The organism is Pontibacter coccineus (assembly GCF_030546575.1).
Lineage (GTDB): Bacteria > Bacteroidota > Bacteroidia > Cytophagales > Hymenobacteraceae > Pontibacter > Pontibacter coccineus.
The window spans coordinates 680,275-699,611 of the sequence record NZ_JAUOTN010000001.1 but is presented as its reverse complement, the minus strand read 5'-3'; the positions used below and the strand labels follow the sequence as shown (position 1 = coordinate 699,611).

The window sequence follows — 19,337 nt, the reverse complement described above, 5'->3', positions numbered from 1 at the left end:
CCTTTTGCTTATTCGTATCAGGAAAACTATACGTTCTCAGAGCTTGCTTTTGCTCCCAAGTATTCCCTGTTCATCATCGCGATGTTGTCCAGCGAAATACCTACCGGGCACTCAGCAGCACAGGCGCCTGTGTTCGAGCAGGCACCGAAGCCTTCCACGTCCATCTGGGCTACCATGTTCTCCACGCGCGTTTTAGCCTCTACTTTGCCTTGCGGCAGCATAGCCAACTGTGACACCTTCGCGCTCACGAATAGCATGGCAGAGGCATTCTTACAAGCCGCCACACAAGCACCACAACCAATACAGGTAGCAGCGTCAAACGCTTTGTCAGCGATCGTCTTAGGTATAGCAATCTCGTTTGCGTCAGGTACACCACCTGTGTTTACCGACACGTAACCGCCCGCCTGCTGAATGCGGTCGAAGGCAGAACGGTCTACGATCAGGTCTTTGTGCACCGGGAAAGCGGCCGCTCGCCAGGGCTCGATCGTGATCGTATCGCCGTGGTTGAAGTGACGCATGTGCAACTGGCATGTGGTCGTGCCGCGCTCCGGACCGTGTGCACGGCCGTTGATGAACAAGCTGCACATACCGCATATACCTTCACGGCAGTCATGGTCGAAGGCAACAGGGTCTTGGCCTGCTACCAGGAGTTCTTCGTTGAGCACGTCCAGCATCTCCAGAAAAGACATATCCGGAGATATGTTCTTAAGTGGATACGTTACCAGCTGACCTGCAGAGTTTTTATCTTTTTGGCGCCAAATCTTCAATGTGAGGTCCATTGGTTTAGCATTTGGATTACTTCCAGCCATTTCTTTTATATTAGAAATTATAAATTATGAATTAGGAATTATCAGAAAGGATGCCCTCGTATAACATTTGGAAAGGGCGATTCATTCTTGATTATTCATTCCCAATTATTAATTATCCATTACTTATAGCTACGCTGCGTCAGCTTCACGTTCTCGAACTTCAGTTCTTCCTTGTGCAGCACCGGCTGGTTGCCAGTTCCTGTAAACTCCCAGGCAGCTACATAAGCAAAGTTCTCGTCATCACGCAGGGCCTCGTTCTCAGGCGTCTGGTATTCCTCACGGAAGTGACCGCCGCAAGACTCGTTTCTGTGCAGCGCGTCGTCTACCATTAGCTCACCAAGTTCCAGGAAGTCAGCCACGCGGTGCGCTTTCTCCAATGTCTGGTTCAGCTCTTCGTTCACACCGGTCACTTTCACGTTCTGCCAGAACTCGTCGCGCAGCTTGCGGATCTCCTGCTTCGCGAACTGAAGACCTTCGGCGTTACGGGCCATACCACAGTAGTCCCACATGATCTGTCCAAGCGCCTTGTGGAAGTCATCCACCGTGCGGTTTCCTTTGATAGATAGTAGACGCTGGGTAATGCCCATCACGTTCTGCTCAGCTTCCTTAAAGGCTGGGTGCTCTGTGCTCACCTTGTCGTAAGGTGTTTGCGCCAGGTAATCACCAATGGTGTAAGGGATCACGAAATAACCGTCGGCCAGACCCTGCATCAGGGCCGAAGCACCGAGGCGGTTAGCACCGTGGTCAGAGAAGTTACACTCGCCCGTCGCGTACAGACCCGGTATGTTGGTCATCAGGTTGTAGTCCACCCAAAGGCCACCCATGGTATAGTGCACGGCAGGGTAAATGCGCATCGGCTTTTCGTAAGGGTTCTCGTCCGTGATCTTGGCATACATCTCGAACAGGTTACCGTACTTGGCAGCAATGGCCGGCTGGCCTTCACGATTGATCGCATCTGCAAAGTCCAGGTATACGGCCAGACCAGAGGAGCCTACACCGCGGCCTTCGTCGCATACCAGCTTGGCATTGCGTGATGCCACGTCGCGCGGTACGAGGTTACCGAAGGCAGGGTACTTACGCTCCAGGTAGTAGTCGCGGTCTTCTTCTTTGATATCGTTCACTGAGATCTCACCCTTGCGCAGGCGCTGGGCAATCTCCACTGTCTTCGGCACCCATACACGGCCATCGTTACGGAGCGACTCAGACATCAGCGTCAGCTTGGACTGGTAGTCGCCGGATACAGGTATACAGGTTGGGTGAATCTGCGTGAAGCAAGGGTTAGCGAACAAAGCGCCTTTCTTGTGCGCTCTCCAGGCCGCCGTGGCGTTGGAGCCCATCGCGTTGGTAGACAGGAAGAATACGTTGCCGTAGCCACCTGTTGCCAGCACTACTGCGTGCGCGCTGTGCGACTCAACTTTACCTGTGATCAGGTTACGCACCACAATGCCACGGGCTTTGCCGTCCACCATCACGAGGTCCAGCATTTCGGTGCGCGGGTACATTTTCACTTTGCCATAGGCTACCTGACGGTTCAGGGCAGAGTAAGCACCCAGTAACAGCTGCTGTCCGGTTTGGCCGCGGGCGTAGAAGGTACGCGATACCTGCGCTCCACCGAACGAACGGTTAGCGAGCAGTCCGCCGTACTCACGCGCGAAAGGAACACCTTGTGCCACGCACTGGTCAATAATGTCAACAGACACCTGCGCCAGGCGGTACACGTTGGCCTCACGGGCGCGGTAGTCACCACCTTTGATGGTGTCGTAGAACAGACGGTAGATCGAGTCACCGTCGTTCTGGTAGTTTTTAGCGGCGTTGATACCACCCTGTGCGGCGATCGAGTGTGCGCGACGCGGTGAATCCTGGAAGCAGAACGCCTTCACGTTATAGCCCAGTTCGCCCAGTGTGGCAGCGGCAGAAGCACCGGCAAGACCGGTACCTACTACAATGATGTCGTATTTACGTTTGTTGGCCGGGTTTACCAGCTTCACATTGAATTTATGCTTATCCCACTTTTCAGCTAATGCGCCTTCCGGGATTTTAGAATCTAATATCATAGCAAGTATATTAGCTTAATTACAAGTTAACGAAGAAAAAGAAGTAAAGCGGGATAAGCGCAAAACCCAGGCTGATAAGCACTGAGAAAGCCACACCGAAGGTTTTGATGAACGGCGTGTACTTCTTGTGTGTGAGACCCAGAGACTGGAACGCGCTCTGGAAACCGTGGATCAGGTGATAGGCCAATGCAATCATCGAGATAACATAAAGGCCTACGTAGATCGGGTTTTTGAATGCTCTTACTACCTCGGCGTACAGGTTTGTGTACTCAGCGTTTGGAACGCCCTCCAGCTCTCCGAAGCGGGCCGGCACAAAGAAGTTCCACAGGTGCACCAGCAGGAACACCAGGATAATGGTACCCAGCAGGCCCATGTTGCGCGAAGACCAGGTAGAGTTTTCCTGCGGGTGGTTCTCAGCGTACCCAACAGGACGGGCAACTTTGTTGCGGCGCGTCAACACGATCGCATCGTAGATGTGGAACAGGAATCCAAGTACCAGCACTATTTCCATCGTACGGATAACGGGATTGTTGGCCATAAAATGGGAGTAGATGTTAAATGCCTCGCCACCATCTTGGTAAAACAGCGTAAGGTTACCCACAAGGTGCACCACCAGGAAGGAGCACAGGAAAAGGCCCGTTACCGACATGATGATCTTACGTCCGATTGTACTGGAAAACGTTTTAGTAAACCAATTCATCTGTATTTGTTAGAAGGTTAAGTAATGAATGCTTTTTAATGCCCAAAGGTACATGCGGAGCCTGTATAAAACAATAAAATAGCATATTTTGAATCAATCTAAATTGCAATGCGTAGGACTGAAAACCATATATTATAAACCCACTTTTCTTGCTTTTGTTGATAATAAAAAGGTAAAATTTCAGTTTTCATTTTACCTTTGTTCAGCGCCAAATCTAACTCTACGCTTATGCCAAATAGTTTACGCTTGAGCTGTTGCTTGCCTGGCCGCATAGTGCTGTTGGTATTGATGTTGTTGTTGGGGTATGCAAACGCGGCGCAGGCGACACACATCCGGGCCGGGGACATTACCGCCGTCAGGGACACAGGTCCCAATCCCAACCCCCGGAAGTTCTTTTTCACCATGGTGATGTACACCAAAACCTCCTCCACAGCCGATGACCCGAGGGTATTCATCTCGATGGGTACTGGAGAGACTGTCACAGTAGAACGCCTGTCTGTCACCAACATCAAGCCGGACGTAGACCGCGAAGAGTTTAAGTGGGAGTATACCTTTCCGGCCAACGGCACCTTTATCGTAACGTGGGTAGGCGAAAACCGGAACGGAGGCATCCTGAACATGGCCGCCCCAACTGATCAGCTGACCTTTGCCATTTCTACGACGATCTCCATTAACCCGCTTCGTGGCCTGAACAGCACGCCGATACTGCAGGTTGCCCCAATTGACGAAGCTACTGCCGGCGAGCGCTGGGTGCATAACCCGGGAGCAATCGACGCTGACGGCGACAGCCTCGCCTACAAACTGATACAGCCCCAGCACCGCAACCAGGCCACCGGCCTGATCACGAACGTGCCCGGCTACCGCGACCCGCATACGGTTGACAACTGCCGTAACGCCACTAACACCGGACCTTCCACCTTCACCCTCGACCCCATTACCGGACAGCTCACCTGGGATGCCCCCTGCCGACTGGGGGAATATAACGTGGCCTTTGTGGTAGAGGAGTGGCGTACAACAGGGGCTGCCCCCGTGCTGATCAGTACGGTGGTGCGCGACATGCAGATCCTGGTAGTGGATGCCCGTAACAAACCGCCGGTGCTCGTGCCCCGCGACACTTGTATCGTGGCCGGCGAAACGCTGCGCACCACCATCACAGCGACCGACCCCGACGGACATTTGATCAACCTGACCGTACCAGGCACAGGCGGTATATTACCTCCGGCCACTTTCAGAGGGACTGTCAACCAGCCAGGCCGCGCCGCCGGACAGTTGGTATGGAATACTTCCTGCAACGATGTGCGGGCCAATCCTTACCAGCTGATTTTCAGGGCAGAGGACAACCCGCCACCACCCGCCAGGCAGCTGGCCGACCTGCAGCCTTACCGCATCACCGTCATAGGTCCAGCGCCTCAGAACCTGCTGGCTAACGGTGAGGACCGTACCGTGCGCCTGACCTGGGACAAATACATTTGCCAGAATGCCTCCACCATCCGCATTTACAGGCGCGAGGGGCCGTCGGGTTGGCGACCAGGGCCTTGCGAAACCGGTGTGCCGGCCAGTGCAGGCTATACGCTGATAGGCGAGGTGAGCAAGGATAAGACGGAGTTTTTAGACAATAACAACGGACAGGGCCTGACCGCCGGAGCGGAGTACTGCTACGTGATCTACGCGGAGTTCCCAAGACCAGCAGGTGGACAAAGCATTGCATCGCTGGAAGCCTGTGTCGTGCTCGAGCGTGACATACCTTATATTACGAATGTAACAGTAGACCGCACCGCAGCCACCAACGGACAGATCACAGTTCGCTGGACGCAGCCTGGCCCAGGTATAGAGCGCCTGAATCCTCCTTTCGAGTACAGGCTATACCGCAAGGTAGGGCAGGAGCCGGGCGGAGCCTATCAGCAGGTATTCACTTCGCGCAGACTGAGTGACACGGTGTTCGTAAACAGCGGACTGAACACAGAGGCAAATGCTTACAGGTATAAGCTCGAATTCTACAGTACTCGTACAGCGGGTGGCGCCACTCCGAACATGCTGCGCGACTCCACCTCAGCCTCCAGTGTGCGATTGGCAGCTGAAGCGCAGAGCTCGGGCGACGCCATGCAAGTCTCGCTCAGCTGGACCTACAATGTGCCATGGCGAAATGAAGTGCTCGAGCACCAGATCTTCAGAGTGGTAAATGGCGAACTGGTACAGGTTGGCAGCGTGACGGCTTCGGCTACAGGAGGTGCTTTTGTGGACCAAGGTACGGCCGCAGCGCCGCTGGAACGTGGCCAGACCTACTGCTACGTCGTGCGCACCCAGGGCACTTACCAGATAGAAGGGTTGCCGGAACCCTTGCAGAACCTGAGCCAGGAAGTGTGCGTGCAGTTACCGCTTGTCATCTGTCCGCCGGAGCTGACCCTGGATGTGCTGGATTGCGAGGCCTTCTTCGCAAATCCAACCAAGCCGCCTTACCAGAATGTGCTCAACTGGGTGCCGAAGATCGGGGATGGGTGCACGGATGAGATCGACTTCTATACCGTCTACTTCAGAGGGCCGGGCGAGACGGAGCATCGGGCCATCGCTACCACCAAAGAGACCACCTATACCCATACCGGGCTGGAGTCTTTTGCCGCCTGCTACTACGTGACGGCCACCAGCATGACAGGGGAGGAAAGTGAGCCAAGCAACGAAGAGTGTAAGGACAACTGCTTCTTCTTCCAGCTTCCGAACATCATCACGCCAAACGATGACGGCAAAAACGATGTGTTCAGACCGGATCCAAGGGCGGCGTTCATACGCTCCACCACTTTCAAGGTATTTAACCGTTGGGGGGTGAAGGTATACGAAAGCAACGAAGATCCGTATATCAACTGGCCGGGCACCGACAATGATGGTAAGCGCCTCTCAGATGGGGTTTACTACTACGAGGCCGAGGTTGAATTTATATCCATTGACCCTGAACGCAGCCGCAGTAAATACAAAGGCTGGGTAGAAATAGTACGCTAATGACAAAAGAGGAACTGGACCGGCTGCAGGGTTTGCCCATCGTATTTTACGATGGCACCTGCGGCTTTTGCCAGGCCAGCATACAAATCGCTTTGAAGTATAACAAGCGGCAGAACCTGCATTTTGCCGCTTTGCAATCCGGATTGGTAGAGCAGCTCGTGCCGCAGCAGCTTGTGCCTGATCCCTTGCCGGATTCCATTCTTTTTTTTGAAAACGGCCAGCTCTATACCGAGTCAGAAGCCGCACTTCGCATTGCCCGCCATCTCAATTTTCCATGGGCCGTGCTTTACTATTTTAGGTTTATTCCCTTATCTTTCCGCAATTTTGTGTACCGCTTCATCGCGAAACACCGCTACCGCATAGCAGGACGCAATGAAGCCTGCATGCTGCCCAGCCCCGAGGAAAGGGCCCGGTTTGTGGCTTACTAAATTGTTAAATTGTTGATGGTTAAATGGTTGTTGGGCTTTAGCTTGCCGAACAGCTGTTGGCTTTATTGCCCCTTCTTATACCTTGGTAAGCGGTATAAGCACGGAAAGGTATAGACGATTGTTAATGTACCTATACCTGTAAGCGCAAGCCTGCGAGCAGGTATAATACAGGTATAGCCAGAGATCAGTTATTGTTAAAATAAGGTATAGCTAAATCTCAGGTGTAGGTTTGCCATTTATGTAAGCACACCCAAGTTCTCAACCATTTAACAATTCAACCATCAACAATTCAACCATGCAACCATCGACAATCAGCAATCAACCTTAATAATAAAGAATGAAAAAGGCATACGTATTCCCGGGACAGGGTTCTCAGTTTGTGGGTATGGGCAAGGATCTGTACGAGCAGCACGAGACTGCCCGTCAGCTGTTCGAAAAAGCAAACGAGATCCTGGGATTCAACATCACAGAGATCATGTTCAGCGGTACGGACGAGGAGCTAAAGCAGACCCGTGTAACACAGCCGGCTATTTTCCTGCATTCGGTAGCGCAGGCGGCCGTGGCCCAGGACTTTAATCCTGACATGGTAGCGGGGCACTCGCTTGGTGAGTTTTCGGCATTGGTGGCCAGCAAAGTGCTGAGCTTTGAAGACGGCCTGAGACTGGTGTATAAAAGAGCGATGGCCATGCAGGCAGCCTGCGAAGCGAACCCGTCTACCATGGCCGCTATACTGGGACTGGACGATGCGAAGGTAGAAGAGGTATGCGCCTCCATAGAAGGGGAAGTAGTGGTGGCAGCCAACTACAACTGCCCGGGCCAGCTGGTGATCTCCGGTTCTAACAAAGGGATAGAGATTGCCTGTGAGAAGATGAAGGAAGCCGGAGCCAAGCGCGCCTTGCCATTGCCGGTTGGTGGCGCTTTCCACTCGCCACTCATGAAACCGGCAGAAGTAGAACTGGCCAAAGCCATCAACGAAACCACCTTCAGCAAGGGCATCTGCCCGATCTATCAGAACGTGGACGCCATGCCGCATACTGATCCCGAAGAGATCAAGCAAAACCTGATCAGCCAGCTGACAGCCCCCGTTCGCTGGACGCAATCGGTACAGCAAATGGTTGCCGATGGCGCCACGCACTTTATGGAGTGCGGTCCGGGTAAAGTACTGCAGGGCTTGGTGAAAAAGATCGAGCGTACAGCTGAGGTAAGTTCAGTAGCATAACACTTCGCGTGAAATTGAAAAAGACCATTGCGGCCGCTGCTGCAATGGTCTTTTTTATTTATGATACTGCTTAAAAGGAACTCGGGTATAACATGCCCTTAGTCAGCGGCCGAAACAAAGGGGTGAACGGGGAGTTCGTCCGGGCAATCATGTAGGAGCTGTGTTACCGGCTGGTTGAGCACCGGGTGCAGCAGCTGCGGTGCGATCTCGCTCAGTGGCAGCAGCGTAAACCGTCGCAGGTGCAACTGCGGATGGGGGATGGTCAGGCGCTGCGTCTGCATGACCAACAGGTCGTAGAACAGGATGTCGATGTCGATGACGCGGGCTCCCCAGTGCTCGTGCCGGATGCGCCCCAGTTCCTGCTCGATCTGGTTTATACCTTGCAGCACCTGTTCCGGACTAAGGTCCGTTTCCACTTCCAGCACCTGGTTCAGGAAGGCAGGCTGATCGGTTTTGCCCCAGGCGGCAGTTTCGTAAAGGGAGGAGCTTTGCGCGATCGGGCCGATCTGTGCTGCAATGCGTTCGCGGGCTTGAAACAGGTATAGCGGGCGGTCACCGAGGTTGCCGCCCAGGAGCAGGTATAGCTTAGGCATGTTTGTTGAAAAAGGCAATGCTCAGGTCGGCGGCGGCTCTGGCCGCTGTAGGTAATACTTCCTGCTGGTATGGGTGCTGGCCGCCAAAAGAATGATCGGCGCCCGGTAACAAATGCAGCTCGGCATCCGGTTTCCAGGTATGCAGGTCGTGGGCCATTTGCACAGGCAGGGTTTCGTCTTCCTCACCATGTAGTATGAGCAAAGGCTGCTGCATTTTCCGGATCACCGTCGGGATTTCCAAACGCTCCACATTGGCCAGGTAGTCTTCCACGATCTGGTAGTAGAGCGGCATGCGTATACCTGTGCGGGCATTCGTCACCCACTGCACCCCCTCTTTTTTCCAGGATTCCTTTTCCAACTCGTCCCAGCGCTGGTCAAAGTTATTCACGGCGGCCCAGGTAGCCACGGCCCGCACACGGGTGTCTTCAGCGGCTTTGAGTATAACAGATCCGCCGCCACGGCTGTGGCCGATCAGGTAAATGCGGTTCAGGTCCAGCTCATTTTGTGGCAGCGGTCCTTCTTCGTCATGCATCAAGTCGATGAGCGACTTGAGGTCCTCAAGCTCGATGCTGAAGTTGTTGCGCCCGAAGGCTTCCATGTCGTGCAGGTCCGAATCGTTGTCGACGCTGGTGCCGTTGTGCGAGAAGTTGAACTTGACGAACACAAAGCCCTGGCTGGCGAAATAGTCGGCCAGCAGGTTGAAGTGGCCCCAGTCTTTGAAGCCCTTGAAACCATGGGTATAGAGCACGACCGGCTTCCTGTTTCCGTCCGGGTTGTAAGTGGCGTCAGCGGTAAAAGGACGCGCGTGCTCCGGGTATACCACGAAGTCTACTTTGAGTGTGTCTGCCATGGCAAGATGCGCTGTGTTATCAGAAGGCAATATAGTTATTTTCAGCAAGCGGCAAACCAGCACAAGGCTGTGCTGTTGGTAAAGTATACCAGCGCGCTAAACTTAGATTATTTAAACGCTGATATTGCTATACTTGTTTGGAAACGACCCCCACACCTAGTAATATTGCGGAATATCACATGAGCATTAGCCTAAAGGAAATACAAGCGCCCATTGCCCAGGAGATGGAGCTGTTCGAGAAAAAGTTCAGGACTTCGATGAAGTCTAAGGTACTGCTGCTCGACAAGATCATGAGCTACATCGTAAAGCGCAAAGGCAAGCAGATGCGGCCGATGTTCGTGTTCTTCATGGCCAAGCTTTTCCGCGGCGACGCCATTGGCGATGCCACCTACCGGGGGGCCGCCCTCATTGAACTATTGCACACGGCCACCCTCGTGCACGACGATGTGGTGGACGAGGCCAACTACCGCCGCGGTTTCTTCTCGGTGAACGCCCTCTGGAAAAACAAGATTGCCGTGCTGGTAGGCGACTACCTGCTCTCCAAAGGTTTGCTGCTTTCCCTACAGAATGACGATTACGAACTGCTCAAGATCGTGTCTAATGCTGTGAAGGAGATGAGCGAGGGCGAGCTGCTGCAGATCGAAAAAGCCCGCCGCCTGGACATCGACGAAGCTGTTTACTTTGACATCATTCGTCAGAAAACCGCTTCGCTTATTGCTTCCTGCTGCGCGGTTGGCGCTGCCTCGGCCGGTGCCTCCAAAGAGGACATCGAGAAGGCCCGTCTGTTTGGTGAAAAAGTAGGCATTGCTTTCCAGATCAAAGACGACCTGTTCGACTACGGCACGGCAGAGATCGGCAAGCCAGTTGGCATCGACATCAAGGAAAAGAAGATGACACTGCCGCTGATCCACGCCCTGCGCGAAGCTGACTGGATGACACGCCGCCGCGTGATCTACAACGTGAAAAACAACAACGGCGACAACAAGCGCGTGCAGCAGGTGATCGACTATGTGAAAACCTCTGGCGGTATACAGTACACCATCGAGGCGATGAACCAATACCACGCCGAGGCCCTGGCCATCCTCCATACCTTCCCCGCCTCCCCATCCCGCACCTCCCTGGAGCAACTGATCGCCTACACGATAGAGCGCGAGAAGTAGAATTGAATTGTTAAATTGTTGATGGTTAAATTGTTAATCTTAGATTAGCAGGATGTTCTCTGTCCTAGGTATAGCCGACCTTGGTAGGGACAGGTTGTGACCTGTCCGAATCGTGCACAGGTATAATTTGTCGGAATCAGGATTTACGGGATTAGTGTAATTGCACTTAAGACTATACCGCATATCTGGCCTCTACCGCAAGCCTAACTTGTGATTGTGCGTGCTGCAAGTTTGTGACTGGCGAAGGTTTGCGACAGAACAAAAGCACTTTACTGCAATGAGGTTTCAGACCTAGGTAATAAGACTACTTCTCATTAGCTCGTAGTGCCTGTATAGCCAATCAGAAATATCTGTAAACCTCCTAACGAAATCTGTAATCTTTAGAGGCAGATGCGTAGGTAATTTTGAGTGTGCAAAATAACCTGTGAAAAATGAGTCTCAACACCAATACCTGGAACCGGCTGCGCTATACGGTATACCTGCCCATTTACGACCTGATCGCTGACCGGATTTTCCGAAAGTACCGCCAGCGTTCCATCCAACTGCTGCAAGCCAAACCCAATGACGCCATCCTGATTGTCGGTGCGGGTACCGGACTTGACTTGCCATACCTGCAAGGATACACCCACATCACTGCCAACGACATTACCCCTGGCATGATCAGCAAGCTGAGATCCCGTGCCGAAAAACTAGGTATACCTGTCAATGCGCAAGTGATGAACGGGCAGCAAATGACCTATCCTGACAACAGTTTTGATGCTGTTATCCTGCACCTGATCATTGCGGTTATACCTGATCCGGTGGCCTGCATCAAGGAGGTAGAGCGGGTGCTCAAGCCGGGCGGCAAGGTGATGGTTTTCGATAAGTTTTTGCCCGACGGGCAGAAACCCTCGCTGCTGCGGCGCCTCTTTAACCAGGTAGCCGGCACGCTCTTTTCTGACATCAACCGTAGCATCGGCAGCATCGCCAGCCATACTTCTCTTCAGGTAGAGCTGAATGAGCCGGCTGCACTTGGAGGCACGTTCCGGATTGTGAGGCTTCGGAAACTAGTGTAGCTCCAGAGCTACGAAAGTGAGAGAAAATTAAATTTTAGGTACTGAGTTCAACATAAAAGGGCAAAAGGTATGCAAAACAAAGGCCGCTACTGCACCAGTAGCGGCCTTTGCTATACCTGCCGATCAAACAATCAGCAATCAACAATCAGCAATCAACAATTAGATGTCCTCCGCCAGCAGCTCGTCCATCGTTTTGTTAAAATCCGCTACCCACTCTTCGTAGTACTTGCCGGTGCCGGGGCCAGAGAATCCGGTGTGGATCTTGCGCACTTTACCCTGGCGGTCGATGAAGATGGTGGTGGGGAAGGAGAGGACATGGTTGAGTGCCGGGAGCGCCTGTGCGGCAGCTTCTTTGTCGGCCGGACCTGCGTAAAGCAGGTCGTACTCGATATCAAAGCGGTCTTTCATCTTTGTCAAGCGCGGTACGGCTTGTTCGTAGCCTTTGGTGCGCTCAAAACCCAGGCCGATGATCTCCAGGCCGCGGTCTTTGTTCTTGCTGTAGTAAGGGGCCAGGAACTGGGTTTCGTCCATACAGTTCGGGCACCAGGAACCCAGCAGTTGCACCAGCACCACCTTGCCCTGGTACTTGTCATCCGACAAAGAAACTTTGTTCCCTTCCAGATCCGGGAAAGTGAATTCCAGCGACTCATAGCCTGGCTTCAGGAAAGTCAGTTCGTTAGCGTTGGCCAGCTCGGCGTTCTCGTTGCGCTTGGCTGTCCAGGACTCGTAGTCGTAGAGGCCGGCAAAGTACTCGCCTTGCAACGTACTGTCCGCACTTGGTTTGGCTGTGAACAGGTAGTCGTGGTTGCCGTCAAAAGTCGACAGCTTCAGCTCGTTGCCTTCCACCTGTCCTTCCAGGTAGCGGTAATCGCCAGTCTGGGTGATGAACGTGCCGGTTACGTGATTATCCTTCTGCTCAAACACACCGATAGCTGGGTAGGTTTTGCCGTCTTTGTTCGTAAAAGTCACTTCCCATTTGCCGGTATAGTCAAAAGTAGCCGGAGCAGGGTTTTCCTTGAAGCGGTTGGTTTTGCCGTGCTCGGCTGTAAAAGGAACGGAGTAAGGCTTGGACAGGTCGTTTCGGGTGAAGCGGCCGGCCATTTTATCGCCGTCTACTTTCGCGATCAGGTCGGCGTCGAAAATGTGCAGCCTGATCCGGAGCGAATCACCCTCCTGGTGAAATTCATCCACCAGAATGCGCTCATCGGCGTTCACCAGGTATAGCACGGTCTTGCCGTTCTGCTCTTCTGCTTCCATGATAAAGGGAATCTCCTGGCCCTGTGACTGCAGCACAACGCGCCACGGGCCCGGTTTGATGGTGTTATCAGTAGATGTCATAGAGCCACAGGAGGTTAATAGCTGCGTGAATGACAAAGCCAACAACAAAATCAGCCTTGCCGGGGTATTAAAACAAGTACGTATCATACGGCAAAATTACGAGAAGGAATCGTTAAATGCGAAACATGAGAATGAATAGCGCAGGCGGTGGTGGAAATGTTATATTCATGACCGCTAATGTTGTGCTTAAACACTCATATTTCGTACATTTGTAAACTTCACAACGAAGCATTAAACATAACAACAATAGCAGAACTATGGCATTTGATTTAGGAATGATCAAGGCAGTATATGCCGGGATGGCCGAGCGCGTGAATGCTGCCCGTAACGCAGTAGGCAGACCGCTTACCCTAACAGAAAAAATCTTGTACGCGCACCTCTACGACGGCAACGCGACACAGTCTTTTGAGCGCGGCAAGACCTACGTGGACTTCGCTCCGGACAGGGTGGCTATGCAGGATGCAACGGCACAAATGGCCTTGCTTCAGTTCATGCAGGCTGGCAAGCCGCAGGCAGCTGTACCTTCTACAGTACATTGCGATCACCTGATTCAGGCCCGCGTAGGTGCTGACCAGGACTTGCAGGACGCTTATACTGAAAACAAAGAGGTATACGATTTCCTTGCCTCTGTTTCAAATAAATATGGCATCGGCTTCTGGAAGCCGGGTGCCGGTATCATCCACCAGGTGGTACTCGAGAACTACGCCTTCCCGGGCGGTATGATGATCGGTACGGACTCCCACACACCAAACGCTGGTGGCTTGGGTATGGTGGCGATTGGTGTAGGTGGTGCTGATGCTGTAGACGTTATGTCCGGCATGGCCTGGGAGCTTAAATTCCCGAAAGTGATCGGTGTGAAACTGACCGGCAAAATGAGTGGCTGGACTTCACCGAAAGACGTAATCCTGAAAGTAGCCGGTATCCTGACTGTAAAAGGTGGCACAGGCGCGATTGTGGAGTACTTCGGTGATGGTGCTGAGTCTATGTCTTGTACCGGTAAAGGCACCATCTGTAACATGGGTGCTGAGATCGGGGCAACTACATCGGTATTCTCTTATGACGACAGCATGCGTGCATACCTGCGCGCTACCAACCGCGAAGAAGTAGTAGAAATGGCAGACGAGGTAGCTGCCTACCTGCGTGCCGACGACGAGGTATACGCTGATCCGGCTGCTTTCTACGATCAGCTGATCGAGATTGATCTTTCTACATTGGAGCCACACGTAAACGGCCCGTTCACGCCGGATGCGGCCTGGCCAATTTCTCAGTTCGCTGCTGTTGTAAAAGAGCACAACTGGCCATCTAAACTGGAAGTAGGTCTGATCGGTTCTTGTACCAACTCTTCTTATGAAGACTTGACCCGTTCGGCCTCTATCGCAGAACAGGCGGTGTCTAAGAAACTGGTTGCACAGGCTGAGTTCACCATCACACCAGGTTCTGAACTGGTACGCTTCACGACAGCCCGCGACGGCTTGTTGGATACCTTCGCTCAGATGGGCGGTGTGGTACTGGCAAACGCCTGCGGACCGTGCATCGGACAGTGGGCCCGTCACACTGACGACCCAACTCGCAAGAACTCGATCATCACGTCATTCAACCGTAACTTCGCCAAGCGTAACGACGGCAACCCGAACACACACGCGTTCGTGGCTTCGCCTGAGATCGTAACTGCTTTCGCCATTGCAGGTGACCTGACTTTCAACCCGCTGGTTGACAAGTTGATCAACTCCGACGGTGAAGAAGTAATGCTGGATGAGCCAAGAGGCATTGAATTGCCGCCGCAAGGCTTCGCCGTAGAAGACGCAGGCTATGTAGCCCCAGCCGAAGACGGTAGCAGCGTAGAAGTAGTGGTAGATCCGAAGTCTGATCGTCTGCAGTTGCTGGAAGGCTTTAAGCCATGGGAGGGTACTGACCTGAAAGGTCTGAAGCTGCTCATCAAGGCACAAGGCAAGTGTACGACTGACCACATCTCCATGGCTGGTCCTTGGTTGAAGTACCGTGGTCACCTCGACAACATCTCCAATAACATGCTGATCGGTGCTATCAACGCCTTCAACGGGGAGGCTAACAAGGTATTCAACGACATGACGCGTGGTTACGACACTGTGCCTGCCACGGCCCGTACGTATAAGGCTGCCGGTATCGGAACAGTGGTGATAGGTGACGAGAACTATGGTGAAGGTTCATCTCGTGAGCACGCTGCCATGGAGCCGCGTCACCTGGGTGTTCGTGCCGTTATCGTGAAGTCATTCGCGCGTATCCACGAAACCAACCTGAAGAAGCAGGGTATGCTGGGTCTTACGTTCGCTAACAAAGCGGATTATGACCTGATCGAGGAGAACGACACGATCGATATCCTGGGTCTGGAGAACTTTACGCCAGGTGTTCCGCTGAAAGTGGTGTTAACGCACAAAGATGGTTCGCAGGACGCTTTCCAGGTAAACCATACCTACAACGAAGGTCAGATCGAGTGGTTCAAGGCTGGTTCAGCGCTTAACCTGATCCGTTTGCAGCAGAAGCAGTCAGCTAACGGTTAATTAGCAGCTAACTGCCAAAAATAGAAACGCCCCGCTCGAAAGAGTGGGGCGTTTTGTTTTGATGCTGGTATAGCTCTTGTTCTTACCCTAAAAGCTGCTCTTGGAACTGTCGTTTTGTTTTGGAGCAGGTATAGCTTTTTATTGACGTTTACCTGCTGTTCATGTCTCCACTCATGGCCTGATAATCAGCAGGCGACTCGTGGTAGTATTTTGCTCGTATGTAAGCTGCACGATGTAAAGCCCTTCTGCCAGACCGTGCAGATCGTAAATGGCCTTGTGCGGCAAACGGCTTCGTAACTTCGGACTAACCCGTCGTCCCATCGCATCTGTCATCAATAGGGTGAGTGGGGCATCCGCCTTTGGCAAAGCAATATGCAGCTCGTGCACAGCCGGGTTCGGGTATACCTGAAACTGTGGAGGAGTTTCCAGCGGCGGAATTACTGTTTCGGCTTGTTTGATTTCTATCCGCCGCACAACGGTGTCTTCACCACAATCAGAGGCATTCGCGACAATCAGGGAAACGTCGTAAGTGCCAGGCAGTTCATAGGTATAGCTGGGGTGCTGCTCCGTGGAAGTGTGGCCGTTGCCAAAATTCCACCGCCAGCTGTCGCCATGCTCGCTTTCGTTGCGGAAGTCGATGCGCTTGCCAGGCTCCATTTGCTCCTGTTGCTGCACGATGCTGAAACCAGCCACGGGAGAATCGGCTACTACAATCTCAAAGGGCGACAGCGGGCTGTCGAACAAAGAGTCGGCATTGCAAACATATAAGATGGTGCTCGTGTCGAGGGCGGCGATGTTGAAGTTATTGCCAGTGCCCAGGAGCTTTGTCTTGGCCGCGTCTGCAAAAAACTTAAACTGCTTACCACCCGCTGGCGTCAGGCTGACCGAAGCGCCGACGCAAACCGTATCGCTGATGGCCAAAGGCGCAGGTCCGGCTTTCATGGTTTGATATTTTATGAGCGCAGCCCTGGCACTCTGACGAAGCTGCTCCAGATCGTCGCCGGCCACGATGGCAAACGAAACCAGTTGGCTCTGTCCCGGTGCTAAACTGCTGGCCGTAGTGCCCACTACATGGGCCACATCATTGCCATAGCCGCTGCCCCAGGCTTTTTTTCTGGCCACCCCACCCGACAAGGCTCTGTATTTCTCCTGCGTGCTAAAGCCGTCGGCAATCGCGAAGGTAGAGGAGCCCCCGGACAGGTTATCGATCGCGTAATAGGAAGGAGGGGTTACGGAAAGCAGACTAATACCAGCATAAGGCGAGGCCTGGCCCATGTTATACACGTAGCCCATTTTCAGCGTTTCGTCCCAGTCGGCCACATTCATGTAGGCATCCGTTATGTTCCAGTCGGCGAACAGACCGGCATGCAGGGTTTTGATCGTATCGGGGGTGATATTGCGGATGCGGTACTCCAAAATAATGTAGTCTGCGTCAGGCGTTTCGCTCCAGGCCATTCCTTTGTAGTTCACCTGCACGCCTGCCTGGGCCGGAGCCGGGAATTTGTCGCGCATCGAGCCTTTGATCTCTTGATCTGCATCAGCCGTGTTGTGGCGCAGTCGGGCAGCGTTCACTGATACAAAGTCGTTGTCTGTTTGCCAGCTGGCATTGCGTACATTGTCTGACACTCGGTCCGGGGCAGTGGCGACTATTAGCCCGCCTTCAAAAAGCAACGAGGTGCTGCCTTTGTAGGTAATACCGATGCCCTGCCCGAAATTATACCCGTTATACCCCAGGTTGCCTTTGCTGTTCAGGGTGATGTGCAGGTTATTAGCCGACAGGGTAAGGTAATCGGGGTTGACAGGCAGCTGGTAGTATTGAAAATCCTGGTAAGCGCCATCCTCAAAACCGACTCTGAAAGTGGCCTGGGCATTATGAGGTGCATCGGCGAGCACCACGAACCGGAATGGCTTGCTGTGGTTGTTGCTTGTCGCCAGCGTACCCATGGCGCCGATGCTGAGTTCACTCTCCTCCAGGACTTTGATAAAGGGGGAGGTGGAGGTGAGTGTTAACTTCAGGGCAGCAGTCGGGTCGAGGTAATTCATCATACTCAAGTGAATCAGCAGCGTGTCACCGACCTGGGCAACTTTGTTGTCAACGACGCTGAAAGAAGTGCAGCGTACCGATTTTGCGTGGACATCCCGAAGGGCTCGTTTCACATTCAGGCGCCCCTTGCCGAGCAGTTCGTGGTAAGCGGCATTTCCCGGCAGCTGGTAAATGTCATCGGCAGTGGCGCGCAGGCGCTGGATAACCTGTACGGCATTGAGGTGGGGCATTTGGGAACGAAGCAGCGCGGCGGCACCGGCAACAAGCGGAGACGCCAGCGAGGTGCCGGTGTCACTACCATAAGAGTTGTCGCGGCTGTAGGTAGTACTGTAGATGCTCTGGCTTGGGGCTGTCAGGCTAATCCTGTAGTTCCAGGTATGGCCGTTTGTCTTCACATCGTTATGCGTGCCGCCCACAGCCAGCACGTTGTCATAGGCCGCCGGGTATATGTTTACAAATGCATTGGTGTTGCCAGCCGCCGCCACGATCACCACGTCCTTCTCCAGCGCCGCATAGTTGATGATGTCCTGCTCAAACTTCGAAAATCCCGTACCTCCCCAGGACAGGTTGATGATGCTGCAACCCTTGTCTGCCGCATACACAATGGCCTCGTAGCCTCCAAAGCTGCCATACGAAGTAGATGGGAAAACCTTAATCGGCATAAACTTGGTACGGAAGCCCACCCCGGCTATACCTGCGCCGTTGTCGGCCTCGCCGATTGCCACGCCTGCCACCTTCGTGCCGTGGCCTTTGTAGGGAGAGTCATCTGTTAGAATATTGTCCTTGTCCCCAAAATCCCAGCCGTAGAAATTATCAATCAGTCCGTCGCCGTCGTTGTCGATTCCATCGATGGGGTCGTCGTAATTATACCTGATCTTATTCTTGATGTCTTCGTGCGTAAAGCGGAAGCCGGAATCCAGAACACCGATCACGATGTTGGTATCGCCCTTTTGCACGGCCCAGGCGCCATAGGCCTGTATGTTTCTCAGGTATGCCTGCGAGGTTTTTGTCGAGTCGGAGGCAGGGTCGTTGGGCTGGTAAAGGGGTACCCGTTCGTAAAGGGGTTCCACATACTCCACCAAGCCGGTTGCCAGCAGGGCTTGCTGTACGGCTTCCAGGTTATGCGAAGGGTCGTATTTCAGTTCGTAGATCAGCGAGAGGTCCACGCGGGCTTTCCGGGCGAAAGGGGAGGGGGCTTTGCCCGGGAACTTCTGATCCACCGATTTGGCACCTACCTTTTGCAAGGCTTTTTGCATGGGGTTTCCGTTAGCCATGCGCAACTGATTGCCGGACGGCGGCTTGAGCTTGTAGACGACGGTATGCGGTTTAGTCGCGGAGCCTATACCTGCTGGAGCGGCCAGATGCTGCGCAGCCAGCAGGGACGAACTCAGGACTAGAAACAGGAAAGAAAGTATGCAGCGGTAAACCACTGGCCCTGGGGTAAACATTAAATCATATTAAACTATTAGGTGAATACAACCTCTGCCTGAGTTGGGAGAGGTATAAAGTAAAGCGCATACAGCACGGCGAAATTTAAAGATGCTTCCCGAGCTTAATAA

General features: G+C 53.2%; 14 protein-coding genes. 6 read left to right on the top strand and 8 right to left on the bottom strand.

Going from position 1 to position 19,337, the window contains the following annotated elements:
* Positions 1 to 26: 26 nt before the first annotated feature.
* The 4 genes from Q4E40_RS03230 to Q4E40_RS03215 form a co-directional block, all read right to left on the bottom strand.
* Positions 27 to 779 carry a succinate dehydrogenase/fumarate reductase iron-sulfur subunit gene (locus Q4E40_RS03230; protein WP_303409988.1) on the bottom strand — a complete coding sequence of 251 codons (753 nt, stop codon included), beginning with the start codon at positions 777 to 779 and terminating at the stop codon, positions 27 to 29.
* Between the two features lie 149 nt (positions 780 to 928).
* Positions 929 to 2,863 (bottom strand): fumarate reductase/succinate dehydrogenase flavoprotein subunit, encoded by a 1,935-nt coding sequence (locus tag Q4E40_RS03225; protein ID WP_303409987.1) that lies wholly within the window; start codon positions 2,861 to 2,863, stop codon positions 929 to 931.
* 19 nt (positions 2,864 to 2,882) lie between these two features.
* Entirely contained in the window at positions 2,883 to 3,563 is a 681-nt protein-coding gene (locus Q4E40_RS03220; RefSeq protein ID WP_303409986.1) for a succinate dehydrogenase cytochrome b subunit, read from the bottom strand.
* 98 nt (positions 3,564 to 3,661) lie between these two features.
* Complete coding sequence (locus tag Q4E40_RS03215) at positions 3,662 to 3,835, bottom strand: hypothetical protein (protein ID WP_188500248.1); 174 nt, start codon at positions 3,833 to 3,835, stop codon at positions 3,662 to 3,664.
* Here Q4E40_RS03215 and Q4E40_RS03210 point away from each other — a divergent pair.
* From Q4E40_RS03210 to fabD, 3 genes are all read left to right on the top strand, one after another.
* Complete coding sequence (locus Q4E40_RS03210) at positions 3,822 to 6,554, top strand: T9SS type B sorting domain-containing protein (protein ID WP_303409985.1); 2,733 nt, start codon at positions 3,822 to 3,824, stop codon at positions 6,552 to 6,554. The two genes, Q4E40_RS03215 and Q4E40_RS03210, sit on opposite strands and share 14 nt — an antisense overlap.
* Complete coding sequence (locus Q4E40_RS03205; protein WP_303409984.1) at positions 6,554 to 6,982, top strand: thiol-disulfide oxidoreductase DCC family protein; 429 nt, start codon at positions 6,554 to 6,556, stop codon at positions 6,980 to 6,982. Before Q4E40_RS03210 ends, Q4E40_RS03205 begins: the two co-directional genes overlap by 1 nt.
* Before the next feature lie 337 nt (positions 6,983 to 7,319).
* Positions 7,320 to 8,201 (top strand): ACP S-malonyltransferase, encoded by an 882-nt coding sequence (gene fabD / locus Q4E40_RS03200; protein ID WP_303409983.1) that lies wholly within the window; start codon positions 7,320 to 7,322, stop codon positions 8,199 to 8,201.
* A gap of 98 nt (positions 8,202 to 8,299) precedes the next feature.
* Here the strand turns inward: fabD and folK are convergent, their stop codons facing one another.
* Both folK and Q4E40_RS03190 read right to left on the bottom strand, forming a co-directional pair.
* The gene (gene folK / locus Q4E40_RS03195) at positions 8,300 to 8,794 is read right to left on the bottom strand and encodes a 2-amino-4-hydroxy-6-hydroxymethyldihydropteridine diphosphokinase (RefSeq protein WP_303409982.1); all 495 of its coding nucleotides are present in this window, start codon (positions 8,792 to 8,794) and stop codon (positions 8,300 to 8,302) included.
* Complete coding sequence (locus tag Q4E40_RS03190; protein WP_303409981.1) at positions 8,787 to 9,644, bottom strand: alpha/beta hydrolase family protein; 858 nt, start codon at positions 9,642 to 9,644, stop codon at positions 8,787 to 8,789. The genes folK and Q4E40_RS03190 overlap by 8 nt, the downstream gene beginning before the upstream one ends.
* 179 nt (positions 9,645 to 9,823) lie before the next feature.
* Between Q4E40_RS03190 and Q4E40_RS03185 the strand changes: the two genes are divergently transcribed.
* Both Q4E40_RS03185 and Q4E40_RS03180 read left to right on the top strand, forming a co-directional pair.
* Positions 9,824 to 10,804, top strand: coding sequence for a polyprenyl synthetase family protein (locus Q4E40_RS03185; RefSeq protein ID WP_303409980.1), 981 nt, complete (start codon positions 9,824 to 9,826; stop codon positions 10,802 to 10,804).
* A gap of 431 nt (positions 10,805 to 11,235) precedes the next feature.
* A complete protein-coding gene (locus tag Q4E40_RS03180) occupies positions 11,236 to 11,859 on the top strand; it encodes a class I SAM-dependent methyltransferase (protein WP_303409978.1) in 624 nt (207 codons plus the stop codon).
* Positions 11,860 to 12,018: 159 nt separating this feature from the next.
* Here the strand turns inward: Q4E40_RS03180 and Q4E40_RS03175 are convergent, their stop codons facing one another.
* Complete coding sequence (locus Q4E40_RS03175) at positions 12,019 to 13,197, bottom strand: peroxiredoxin family protein (RefSeq protein WP_303409977.1); 1,179 nt, start codon at positions 13,195 to 13,197, stop codon at positions 12,019 to 12,021.
* Between the two features lie 257 nt (positions 13,198 to 13,454).
* Between Q4E40_RS03175 and Q4E40_RS03170 the strand changes: the two genes are divergently transcribed.
* Positions 13,455 to 15,734: an aconitate hydratase gene (locus tag Q4E40_RS03170; RefSeq protein WP_303409976.1), complete on the top strand. Its 2,280-nt coding sequence runs from the start codon at positions 13,455 to 13,457 to the stop codon at positions 15,732 to 15,734.
* Positions 15,735 to 15,905: 171 nt separating this feature from the next.
* On the opposite strand, the gene Q4E40_RS03165 is transcribed toward Q4E40_RS03170, so the two are convergent.
* Positions 15,906 to 19,226, bottom strand: coding sequence for a S8 family serine peptidase (locus tag Q4E40_RS03165; RefSeq protein WP_303409974.1), 3,321 nt, complete (start codon positions 19,224 to 19,226; stop codon positions 15,906 to 15,908).
* Positions 19,227 to 19,337: the final 111 nt, after the last annotated feature.

Excerpts from the sequence above, each read along its gene's own strand:
- folK (WP_303409982.1), bottom strand. The coding sequence starts at position 8,794 with ATGCCTAAGCTATACCTGCTCCTGGGCGGCAACCTCGGTGACCGCCCG.
- fabD (WP_303409983.1), top strand. The coding sequence starts at position 7,320 with ATGAAAAAGGCATACGTATTCCCGGGACAGGGTTCTCAGTTTGTGGGT.
- Q4E40_RS03225 (WP_303409987.1), bottom strand. The coding sequence starts at position 2,863 with ATGATATTAGATTCTAAAATCCCGGAAGGCGCATTAGCTGAAAAGTGG.
- Q4E40_RS03205 (WP_303409984.1), top strand. The coding sequence starts at position 6,554 with ATGACAAAAGAGGAACTGGACCGGCTGCAGGGTTTGCCCATCGTATTT.
- Q4E40_RS03185 (WP_303409980.1), top strand. The coding sequence starts at position 9,824 with ATGAGCATTAGCCTAAAGGAAATACAAGCGCCCATTGCCCAGGAGATG.
- Q4E40_RS03230 (WP_303409988.1), bottom strand. The coding sequence starts at position 779 with ATGGACCTCACATTGAAGATTTGGCGCCAAAAAGATAAAAACTCTGCA.
- Q4E40_RS03220 (WP_303409986.1), bottom strand. The coding sequence starts at position 3,563 with ATGAATTGGTTTACTAAAACGTTTTCCAGTACAATCGGACGTAAGATC.
- Q4E40_RS03215 (WP_188500248.1), bottom strand. The coding sequence starts at position 3,835 with ATGCGGCCAGGCAAGCAACAGCTCAAGCGTAAACTATTTGGCATAAGC.
- Q4E40_RS03165 (WP_303409974.1), bottom strand. The coding sequence starts at position 19,226 with ATGTTTACCCCAGGGCCAGTGGTTTACCGCTGCATACTTTCTTTCCTG.
- Q4E40_RS03175 (WP_303409977.1), bottom strand. The coding sequence starts at position 13,197 with ATGACATCTACTGATAACACCATCAAACCGGGCCCGTGGCGCGTTGTG.
- Q4E40_RS03190 (WP_303409981.1), bottom strand. The coding sequence starts at position 9,644 with ATGGCAGACACACTCAAAGTAGACTTCGTGGTATACCCGGAGCACGCG.
- Q4E40_RS03170 (WP_303409976.1), top strand. The coding sequence starts at position 13,455 with ATGGCATTTGATTTAGGAATGATCAAGGCAGTATATGCCGGGATGGCC.
- Q4E40_RS03180 (WP_303409978.1), top strand. The coding sequence starts at position 11,236 with ATGAGTCTCAACACCAATACCTGGAACCGGCTGCGCTATACGGTATAC.